The organism is Cupriavidus sp. FW216-B1, from assembly GCF_058789195.1.
In genome coordinates this window covers 1-10267 of record NZ_JBYTEL010000009.1, presented here as the reverse complement: position 1 = coordinate 10267, position 10267 = coordinate 1, and the positions used below count along the sequence as shown (strand labels likewise).

Genomic DNA, 10267 nt, shown 5'->3' with positions numbered 1-10267 from the left:
CCCCTCCCCCCCCCCCCTCCCCCCCCCTCCCCCCCCCCCCCCCCCCCCCCCACGACAGCATCGCCAATCCCAAGGCGCTCACGCCCGCGCTGTCGCGCTGAGGCGTGCCGCGGGGCGGCGCGGCCGCCCCGTTTTTCCACGTTTTCCCCCCCTTCCTCCCTCCTTTTATTCTCCCGGCTTGTGCCCCGGCCGCCACGCCGAAACGCGAACCGGGCAAACCCGCTACACTCGCCGCACCGCGCGGCCCGGGTGACGCGCGGGCCGCGTTTCCGTCCGCCCTTCCCCTGTCCCCTCGTGGCGCCTCGCGGCGCCGGCCGCAATGGATCCCAGGCTCCTGACGCTGTGCTTCGGCAATTTCGTCATCGGCACCGGCGCGATGATCGTCACCGGCATGCTCAACCACATCGCCGGCGACTTCGGCCTGGGCGCGGCCACGGCCGGGCAGCTGATCTCGGTGTTCGCGCTGGCCACCTGCGTGGGCGCGCCGCTGTTCGCCACGCTCGGCTCGCGCATCGACCGCCGCGTGCTGCTGGCCGGCGCGCTGCTGGTGTACGCCGCCATGCACCTGGCCGCGGCGCTGGCGCCGGGCTTCGCCAGCCTGATGGCGATCCGCTTCGCCACCGCCGTGGGCGCGGCCATCTACACCCCGCAGGCGGCCGCCACGCTGCCGCTGCTGGTCAACGCGCACACGCGCGGGCGCGCCATCAGCTTCGTGTTCCTGGGCTGGAGCGTGGCCAGCGTGGTCGGCGTGCCGCTGGGCACGTGGATCGCCAGCACGACGGGCTGGCGCTTCAGCATGGCGCTGGTGGGCGTGATGGCGCTGGCCGCGGCGCTGGCGGTGTGGCGCGTGCTGCCGCCGCGGCTGTACGTGGCGCCGGTCGGCCGCGCCGCCTGGGGCGCGGTGCTGCGGCACACGCCGATGGTGCTGGTGGTGGCCACCACCATGATCCAGTCGGCCGGCATGTTCACGCTGTTTACGTATATCGCGCCGCTGCTGCGCGACGTGCACGGCATCAGCGGCGCCGCGCTGAGCCTGATGTTCCTCGCCTACGGTGCCTGCGGCGTGGCCGGCAACGTGCTGGCCGCCGCGCGCATGGACCGCGCCACGCCCGCGCGCATCGTCCAGCTGGCCATGCTGACCTCGCTGGCGGCCATGCTGCTGTGGCCGCTGGCCGCGATCGGGCCGGTGGCGCTGGTGCTGATCTTCATGCTGTGGGGCGTGGGCGGCTTCGCCACCAACAGCGCGCAGCAGGCGCGGCTGGTGGCGCTGGCGCCGGAACGGGCCTCGGCCTCGATCTCGCTCAATTCTTCCTCGATCTACCTCGGCCAGGCGCTCGGCGCCATGGGCGGCGCGGCGATCTATGCCACCGCCGGCGCCGACGCCCTGCACTGGGGCGCCGCCGCGCTGATGCTGCTGGCACTGGCCGTGTCGCAGCGCGCGCGGGCGCTGGGCTGCCGCTGGGGCGCCGCGCGGCAGGCCTGAGCCGGACCTGAGCCGGACATACTCCGTGGTATCCCCCGGATTGCCGTCCCGCCCGCTTTTCCGCCTGCGCATGGGCCGGCATCGACAACATGCCGCCGGAATGTGTCGCCATGTCATGCTTTTCTGCTAATGTTTGGCTTTCGATACAAGTACGGATAAGCTGGAGCGAACAGGCTTCGGCGGTGCGCTGTAATACGTTGTAATGATCCGGCATGCCAAGTCGCTAGCCGCCGACGGTCCCGATCCTGTACTAGTAGCGGTTTTGTCGCGAGGCGGCATCGGTTCCAAGAAGCCGGGTCGTCGGGGAGCGGCGCGTGACGCGCGCACTGTAAGAGAGACCTCACATGAAAACGAATGGCATCGACCAGGCCAAGGGCTTTGTCGACGGTAAGTGGAGCCCGGCCACGGGCACCGGCAAGGGCCGGGTCTCCCCGTGGCTGCTGCTCGCGGTCCTGGCCGTGCTGGTGGCCAGCGGCTGGTATGGCTGGCGCACCTGGATGGCGCCGAAACCCGCCGCCAAGGCGCCGGCCGCGGTGGTGGTCAGCACAGCCGTGGTCCAGCAGGGCGACGTGCCGCTGCAGGTGAGCGCCAACGGAACGGTCAGCGCGCTGTCCACCGTGGAGGTGCGCCCGCAGGTCTCGAGCACGGTGCGCGCCGTGCACATCAAGGAAGGCCAGTCGGTCAAGCCGGGCGATCTGCTGTTCACGCTGGACACGCGCATGGACGAGGCCAACCTCGCCAAGTCGCAGGCCCAGCTGCTGCGCGACCAGGCCGACCTCGCCGACGCGCGCCGCACGCTGGCGCGCAGCCAGGAGTTGCTCGAGCGCAACTTCATCTCCAAGAGCGCGGTGGACACGGCGCAGGCCAAGGTCGACGGTTTCGAGGCCACCATCCGCGCCGACCAGGCCGCCATCGAGGCCAGCCGCGTGGCGGTCAGCTACGGCGCCATCCGCGCCACCATCGCCGGGCGCACCGGTGTGATCAACATGTTCCCCGGCTCGCTGGTGACGCCCACCAGCGCGCTGCCGCTGGTCACGATCGCGCAGATCCAGCCCATCGCCGTCACCTTCACGCTGCCCGAGCGCCAGCTCGCGGCGCTGCGCGAGGCGCTGCACGCCGGCCCGGTCGCCGTCACCGCCATGCCCAACGACGGCAGCAAGACGCCGGTGACGGGCAAGATCAGCTTTGTGGACAACTCGGTCGACCCGCAGTACGGCAGCATCCGCATCAAGGCGCAGTTCGACAACGAGGAGCAGCGCCTGTGGCCGGGCACCTACGCCAACGTGGACGCCGTGGTGCAGACCCTCAAGGGCGCGCTGTCGGTGCCGCCGCAGGCGGTCGTGACCGGCCCGGAAGGCCGCTTCGTCTACGTCGTGCAGGCCGACAACCGCGTCAAGCCGGTGCCGGTCAAGGTGCAGATCTCGACCGCCAGCGCCGCCGTCATTGACGGCGTGCAGCCGGGCGCGCGCGTGGTGGTGGAAGGCGCGCAGAACCTGCGCGCGGGCAGCCTGGTGCGCGAAGCCCCGCCGGCCGCCCGGGGCGCCGCCAGCGCCCCGGCCGCCGACGCCAAGCCTTGAAGTCCAGAGCCCCCAAGCCATGAACCTGTCCGAGCTCTGTATCCGCCGTCCGGTGATGACGGTGCTGCTGTGCCTTGCGGTGATCGTCACCGGCATCGCGCTCTACCCCACCATCCCGATCGCCGCGCTGCCGTCGTTCAACTCGCCGGTGATCCAGGTCACCGCCACGCTGCCCGGGGCCAGTCCCGAGACCATGGCGGCCTCGGTGGCGATCCAGCTGGAAAAGCAGTTCGCCACCATTCCCGGCGTGTCGGTGATCAGCTCGTCGAACACGCTCGGCAACTCCAGCATCACCATCGAGTTCAACAACGACCGCGACATCGACGCCGCCGCCGTGGACGTGCAGGCCGCGCTGTTCCGCGCGCAGCGCTCGCTGCCGATCGAGATGACGGTGCCGCCGTCGTACCGCAAGGTCAACCCGGCCGACGCGCCGGTGCTGCTGCTGGCGATCAACTCGCCGGCGCTGAGCCTGGCCGAGCTCAATGCGTTCGGCGACAACCTGATCTCGCCCACGCTGGCCACGCTGCCCGGCGTGGCGCAGGTGCAGGTCAACGGCCAGAAGCGCTTCGCGGTGCGCGTGCGCGCCCACCCGGACGCGCTCTCCGCGCGCGGCCTCACGCTCGACGAACTGGCCACCGCGCTGAACCGCGCCAACGCCAACACCCCGGTCGGCACGCTCGACGGCGCGCGCCAGACGCTCACCATCCAGGCCAACCGCCAGCTCGCCAGCGCCGACGCCTTCCGCAACATCATCGTGGCCAGCCAGCCCAGCGGCGCGCTGGTGCGGCTGTCCGACGTGGCCGAGGTCGAGGACAGCGTCGAGACCATCAAGACCGGCAGCTGGCTCAACAACGAGCGCTCCATCGTGCTGGCCGTGCTGCGCCAGCCGGACGCCAACACGGTGGCCGTGGTGGACGCCATCAAGGCCACGCTGCCGCGCCTGATCCAGCAGATGCCGGCCTCGGTCAGCGTCAGCGTGGTCAACGACCGCTCGGTGTCGGTCCGCGAGTCGATCCACGACGTGCAGTTCACGCTGGCGCTGACCGTGGCGCTGGTGGTGATGGTGATCTTCCTGTTCCTGCGCCGCGCCGCCGCCACGCTGATCCCCACCGTGTCGCTGCCGATCTCGCTGATCGGCACGGTGGCGCTGATGAAGGTGTTCGGCTACAGCCTGGACAACGTCTCGCTGCTGGCCATCACGCTCGCCGTGGGCCTGGTGGTGGACGACGCCATCGTGATGCTGGAAAACATCGTGCGCCACATCGAGGAAGGCGTGCCGCCGCTGCGCGCCGCGCTGATCGGCTCGCGCGAGATGGGCTTCACCATCCTGTCGATCTCGATCTCGCTGATCGCGGTGTTCATCCCGATCTTCTTCATGCCGGGCGTGATCGGCCTGCTGTTCCACGAGTTCGCCGCGGTGGTGTCGCTGTCGATCCTGGTCTCGGCGCTGGTGTCGCTCACGCTGATCCCGATGCTGTGCGCGCGCTTCCTCTCGGCCGAGAACGTGCCCATCGACGAGTCGCAGCACACCTACGGCGACCACGCCGGGCAGGCGGCGCACGCGCCCGCCGCGGCGCAGAAGCAGACCATCGGCCTGCGCTCCACGCAGTGGTTCGAGGACCTGTTCGAGTTCACGCTGCACCGCTACGCGCGCGGGCTGGACTGGTGCCTGGCGCACCGCAAGTCGGTGCTGGCGGTGGCCGGCCTGACCTTCGTGCTGACCGCGGTGCTGTTCGCCACCATTCCCAAGGGCTTCTTCCCCGAGGAAGACATCGGCCAGATCCAGGTCAACGCCGAAGGCCCGCAGGACATCTCGTTCGACGCGATGGCCGAGCGCCTGCGCGACGCCGCCGAGCGCATGCGCAAGAACCCCGCGGTGCGCAGCGTGGTGGTGACGATCGGCGGCGGCAACTCGCCGGCCATCAACACCGGCCGCATGTTCGTCGAGCTCCAGCCGCACGGCCAGCGCCCGCGCATGTCCAAAGTGGTCGAGTCGCTGCGCCACGACGTGTCCGGCATTCCCGGGCTGGCGGTCTATTTCTCGCCGGTGCAGAACCTGCGCCTGGGCGGGCGCCAGAGCAAGAGCCGCTACCAGTACACGCTGCAGAGCGTGAAGGCCGGCCAGCTGCAGGAATACTCGGACAAGCTGATGGCCAGGATGCGCGCCGACCCCGTGTTCCGCGACGTCACCAGTGACTCGCAGCAATCCGGCCTGGAAGCGCAGCTCTCCATCGACCGCGACAAGGCCAACGCGCTCGGCGTGCAGATCCAGGACGTGCGCCAGGCGCTGTACTCCGCGTTCGGCGAGCGCCAGGTCTCGACCATCTACACGCCGATCGACAACTACTACGTGATCCTGACCGCGGCCGACATCGACCGCGCTGACGAGACCGCGTTCTCCAAGCTCTACGTGCGCAGCAAGACCGGGCAGATGGTGCCGGTCTCGGCCTTCTCCACCACCGAGCGCCGGGTCGGCCCGATCGCCGTGAACCACCAGGGCCAGCTGCCCTCGGTGACGGTGTCGTTCAACCTCGCGCCGGGCGCGGCGCTGGGCGCGGCCTCGTCCAAGATCGACACCTACCGGCAGGAGATCGACATGCCGACCTCGATCTTCACGAGCTGGGGCGGCGACGCCGCGGTGTTCCAGTCCTCGCAGGCCACCCAGGTGCTGCTGCTGGTGGCCGCCATCGCGGTGATCTACACGCTGCTGGGCGTGCTGTACGAAAGCTACATCCACCCGCTCACCATCCTGGCCGGCCTGCCGTCGGCGGCGGTGGGCGCGCTGCTCACGCTGTTCATCTTCAACGTGGAGCTGTCGCTGATCGCCACCATCGGCGTGCTGATGCTGATCGGCATCGTCAAGAAGAACGCCATCATGATGATCGACTTCGCGCTGGCGGCGCAGCGCGAGCAGGGCATGGCGCCCGCGCGCGCGATCCGGCAGGCCTGCCTGCTGCGCTTCCGCCCGATCATGATGACCACCTTCGCCGCCGTGGCCGGCGCGCTGCCGCTGGCGCTGGGCCTAGGCGCCGGCGCCGAGCTGCGCCAGCCGCTGGGCCTGGCGGTGGTGGGCGGGCTGCTGTTCTCGCAGGTCATCACGCTGTTCATCACGCCGGTGATCTACCTCGCGCTGGACCGCTTCTCGGGCACCGGGCCGCTGCAGATCGATTCGGAAGGCAACCGCCTGCCGGAACTGGTCGGCGGGGAGGCGGCCGGCGCCAGCCACTGAGCGGGCCGACGCCGCGGCGCGAGCCGGGAGAAGACAGGGGCGGTGCCGGGTCAGCCGGCGCCGCCCTTTTCGTTTGCGCCGGCCGGCGCGCGCGGGGCGAGGTGCGCAGCGCGCCGCCCGCAACTGGGCAATAATGGTCGCCATGCGCGCCAGCCACCACATGAAAAATCCGGACTTCCCCGCCATGCAGACACGTCACCGCCTTGCTTGCCGGCCTGCCGGCCGCCGCGCCGGACTGGCGCTCGCCGCCGCCCTCCTCGCTGCCTTCCTCGCCGCGCTGGCGGGCTGCGCGGGCACGCCGCCGGCCACCGTGGCGGGCGACGTCGCGCACCAGTTCACCGGCAAGACCTACGTGCTGCTCGGTGAAGTGCACGACAACGCCGACGGCCAGAAGCGCCGCCTGCTGGCGCTGTCGAGCGCGCTCGCCGCCGGCTGGCGGCCCGCCATCGCGATGGAGCAGTTCGACCGCGAGCGCCAGCCCGACATCGACCGCGCCCGCCGCGAGCGCCCCGGCGACGCCGCCTACGTGGTCGCGCAGGCCGGCGGCAAGGGCTGGCAATGGGAGCTGTACACGCCGGTGGTGGCGCTCGCGCTGCAATACGACCTGCCGCTGGTGGCGGCCAACCTGTCGCGCGCCGATGCCGGCAGGATCGTGCGCGGCGGGCTCGACGGCGTGTTCGAGCCGGCCGAGCGCCAGCGCCTGGGCCTGGCCGCGCCGCTGCCCGCCGACGTGGTCAGCGAGCAGACCGCGGTGCTCGACCGCGGCCACTGCGGCAATTTCCCCAAGGCCATGCTGCCCGGCATGCTCGACGCGCAGGCCGCGCGCGACGCCGTGATGGCCGCCGCCATGCGCGCCTACGCCGACCGCGGCGCCGTGCTGATCGCCGGCAACGGCCACGTGCGCCGCGACGTGGGCGCGCCGCGCTGGCTCGCGGCCGATCCGGGCAAGATCTACAGCGTGGGCTACCTGGAACAGGCCGGCGCCGGCGAGGTGGGCGAGTACGACCGCGTGGTGCTGGTGCCGGCGCGCAAGCGGCCGGACCCGTGCCAGGACGCCCGGCCCGGCGCCGGCACCGCGCCGGCCGGCATGGGCTGAGGCGCGCGCGGCGCGGGCCTGCTTAAGCGAACAACTCTTCCGCCACGGTCGGGTGCAGTTGCACCGTGGTGCGCAGGTGCGACAGCTTCACGCCGAGGCGCAGCGCCACCGCCAGCGTCTGGATGATCTCCGGCGCGGCGTTGTCCATCATGTGCGCGCCCAGCACGCGGCCGCTGCGCGCGTTGACCACCAGCTTCACCATCGACGCCTGCCCGCTGCCGGCGAAGCGGTTCTCCAGCGAGACGAAGCGGCGCACCACGCTTTCCACGCGCTCGGCCTTGCCGGCGGCCGCGATGGCCTCGTGCTCGGTCAGGCCGACGCTGCCGATGGCGGGCTCGCAGAAGACCGCGGTCGGCACCACGTCGAAGTCGGCGCGCTCGCCGCGCCGGCCGAACAGGCGGTCGGCCAGCCAGCGGCCCTGGGCGCTGGCCACCGGCGTGAGGTGCAGGCCGTCGATGGCGTCGCCGACGGCGTGGATGGAGCGCACCCGGCTGCGGAACGAGCGGTCCACGCGGATGCCGCCCTGCGCGGACTTCTCCACGCCGAGCGCCGCCAGGCCCAGGTTTTCCCACTGCGGCTCGCGCCCGATGGCGGCCAGCGCGGCCTGCGCGCGCACGGTGTGGACGCGGTCGCCGCCGCCATCGTTGCCATCGCCATCGGGCGCGCCCTGCCGGTAGCACACGTCGATGGCGCCGTTGGCCTGGTTGAGCAGCGTGACCTCGGCATTGAAATGCAGGCGCACGCCCCTGGCGGCGAGCGCCTCGGCCAGCGCCGCGGCGATCTCGTGGTCGAAGCGCTCGAGCAGGCGGCTCTCGCGCACCAGCATCTCGACCTTGACGCCGTAGCGCGAGAGGATCGAGGCCTGCTCCACCGCGATGTAGCCGCCGCCGATCACCACGATCGAGGCCGGCAGGCTCTGCCAGGTGAAGACGTCGTCGGAGGTGCCGGCCAGCTCGCCGCCGGGCACCGGCAGCGTCTGCGGGCGCGCGCCGGTGGCGATCAGGATGCGGCGCGCGTGGATGGTCTCGGCGCCGACCTGCACCAGGTCGGGCGCGGTGACGGTGGCCTCGCCGTGCAGCAGCGTCACGCCGGCTTCCTGCAGGCGGTGGGTGTAGGCCACGTGCAGGCGCGCCATCTCGGCGTTGACGCGCACGATGGCGTCGCCCCAGTCCTCGCGCCCGCCGGTGTGCGACAGGCAGCCCGAGAGAATGGCGGCGAGGGTGCCGCCGTAGGACAGCATCTTCTTGGGCACGCAGCCGCGGTTGACGCAGGTGCCGCCGATCGCGTCGCGCTCGATCAGCACCACGCGCGCGCCGTGCGCGGCCGCGCGGCGCGCCGCGGCCACGCCGCCGGAGCCCGCGCCGATCACCACGAAATCCGCCTCGCGCTGCGCGCCGCCGCGGCGCCTGCCGCGGCGCGGCACGCGCTCGACGGGCTGCTCGGATGTCGCCCTGCGCGCGCTCTGGCGCTCGCTTGCCGGTCTTGCCTGGCGTTTCGTCATCAATGCCTCCTGTGGCGGCGCGAAGGCCGCGTTGCACATCGAGATGACAGAGCCGCAAGGCCGGCCGGCGCGTCCGAAGAACGCTATGCGGTGGTGCCGAGCTCCGTCTTCATGACAGACGGCCATTCGCGCAGAAAGGTTTCCCCGTCGCGCTGGCCGAGTTCGTAGGCAGCGATCATCGCACCGGGCCGGGTGTAGTCCCAGCTCGAGATCGGTACCCGCTGCGAAGGTTGCAGATAAAGCCGCCGCTGCCCGCCGTGCCGCAGCACGAAGCGCCGCGGGCGCGGATAGAGCCGCGTCACCAGCACCAGCACGTTGCCCGGCGTGGGGTCGAGCGCGTCGACCGGCACATTGTCGACCATGCCGCCGTCCAGCACCGGCCGGCCGTCGCGGCGCAGCACCGGCGTGAACGGCGGCGTGGAGGCCGACTGCAGCAGCAGGTCCGCCAGCTGCTCGGGCGAGCCGCAGTCCTGCGCGCGCACGAACTCCGGACGGAAGCCGAGCCTGCGGCCCAGCCGCGGGTGCAGCGTCCTGAGCCAGTGCTTCTCGATGTTGTAGGCCACCAGGCCCGCCAGCACCGCCATGCGCGGCCCGCTCCAGCGCGGAATGTGCGCCACGCCGACGCGGATCTCGGGCGCGGCCTGCAACTGCGCCAGGCGGCCATCGGCGAAGATGCTCAGCAGCGCGCCGCGGTAGATGCCGTAGTGCGGGAACACGCGCTGCCGCGTCAGCAGGTTGCTCCAGTAGACGTTGCGCCGGTTGTCCGCCAGCACCTCCTGGTAGTACGCCATGACCTGGCGCGCGTCGTGCGTGTAGATCATGCACGCGGTGGCGGCGCCGGCCGAGATGCCGGCGATCACGCGCGGACGCAGGCCCAGCTCGGGCGCCACCCTGTCCCACCAGCCGGCCTGCCACCAGCAGCGGTTGCCGCCGCCGGCGAACACCACCTGGTCGAACGGCGACGCGGCGCGCATGCGGTCCGGCTCGCGCGGCGGGGCATGGTCGGCACCGACGGGCATGAGGGCGGATTCCGGCTTCGGCTCTGGCATGGCGGTTCGGGTCGTTCCTGGTCCTGGATTGTGGCCGGGTGGCCGGGCTGCTATTGGGGGGGCCGGTGCGGCGCGGGTTGGGGGAATGATACAGGGGGTGGGGGGAGGGGGCCGCTGTTGGGGGCTGGTGGTTCGTTCTGGGGGGAAAGGGGCACTTTTTTCTTTCTGGGTCTTGGCGTTCAAAGGCTACTTCAAAGTCGGCGGCTGAACGTCAAAGTTAAGTGCTGGACGTCAAAGTCAACATCAAAGTCAAAATCAACTTCAAAGTCAAAGTCAAAGGCTTTCGCTCCCCCGGAGCGACCTACTTTCTTTTCCCCGAAAAGAAAGTAGGC

Annotated in this window: 6 protein-coding genes; 4 read left to right on the top strand and 2 right to left on the bottom strand. The window is 71.3% G+C overall.

Going from position 1 to position 10267, the window contains the following annotated elements:
* The first annotated feature begins 319 nt into the window (after nt 1-319).
* The 4 genes from AC3WXD_RS19390 (at nt 320) to AC3WXD_RS19375 (ending at nt 7385) form a co-directional block, all read left to right on the top strand.
* Nucleotides 320-1483 carry an MFS transporter gene (locus tag AC3WXD_RS19390; RefSeq protein ID WP_492324474.1) on the top strand — a complete coding sequence of 388 codons (1164 nt, stop codon included), beginning with the start codon at nt 320-322 and terminating at the stop codon, nt 1481-1483.
* A 344-nt stretch (nt 1484-1827) separates the two neighbouring features.
* Nucleotides 1828-3060, top strand: a complete 1233-nt coding sequence (locus AC3WXD_RS19385; RefSeq protein ID WP_492324473.1) for an efflux RND transporter periplasmic adaptor subunit — start codon at nt 1828-1830, stop codon at nt 3058-3060.
* A gap of 19 nt (nt 3061-3079) precedes the next feature.
* A complete protein-coding gene (locus AC3WXD_RS19380) occupies nt 3080-6289 on the top strand; it encodes an efflux RND transporter permease subunit (protein ID WP_029044295.1) in 3210 nt (1069 codons plus the stop codon).
* Nucleotides 6290-6473: 184 nt separating this feature from the next.
* The gene (locus tag AC3WXD_RS19375; RefSeq protein WP_492324472.1) at nt 6474-7385 is read left to right on the top strand and encodes a ChaN family lipoprotein; all 912 of its coding nucleotides are present in this window, start codon (nt 6474-6476) and stop codon (nt 7383-7385) included.
* Nucleotides 7386-7407: 22 nt separating this feature from the next.
* On the opposite strand, the gene AC3WXD_RS19370 is transcribed toward AC3WXD_RS19375, so the two are convergent.
* Together AC3WXD_RS19370 and AC3WXD_RS19365 are read right to left on the bottom strand one after the other, a co-directional pair.
* Complete coding sequence (locus tag AC3WXD_RS19370) at nt 7408-8886, bottom strand: dihydrolipoyl dehydrogenase family protein (RefSeq protein WP_020206283.1); 1479 nt, start codon at nt 8884-8886, stop codon at nt 7408-7410.
* 83 nt (nt 8887-8969) lie between these two features.
* Nucleotides 8970-9905 carry a patatin-like phospholipase family protein gene (locus AC3WXD_RS19365; protein WP_370552788.1) on the bottom strand — a complete coding sequence of 312 codons (936 nt, stop codon included), beginning with the start codon at nt 9903-9905 and terminating at the stop codon, nt 8970-8972.
* Between the last annotated feature and the right edge of the window lie 362 nt (nt 9906-10267).

Coding starts and splice junctions, on each gene's coding strand:
- AC3WXD_RS19390 (WP_492324474.1), top strand. CDS start 320: ATGGATCCCAGGCTCCTGACGCTGTGCTTCGGCAATTTCGTCATCGGC.
- AC3WXD_RS19385 (WP_492324473.1), top strand. CDS start 1,828: ATGAAAACGAATGGCATCGACCAGGCCAAGGGCTTTGTCGACGGTAAG.
- AC3WXD_RS19375 (WP_492324472.1), top strand. CDS start 6,474: ATGCAGACACGTCACCGCCTTGCTTGCCGGCCTGCCGGCCGCCGCGCC.
- AC3WXD_RS19365 (WP_370552788.1), bottom strand. CDS start 9,905: ATGCCCGTCGGTGCCGACCATGCCCCGCCGCGCGAGCCGGACCGCATG.
- AC3WXD_RS19380 (WP_029044295.1), top strand. CDS start 3,080: ATGAACCTGTCCGAGCTCTGTATCCGCCGTCCGGTGATGACGGTGCTG.
- AC3WXD_RS19370 (WP_020206283.1), bottom strand. CDS start 8,886: ATGACGAAACGCCAGGCAAGACCGGCAAGCGAGCGCCAGAGCGCGCGC.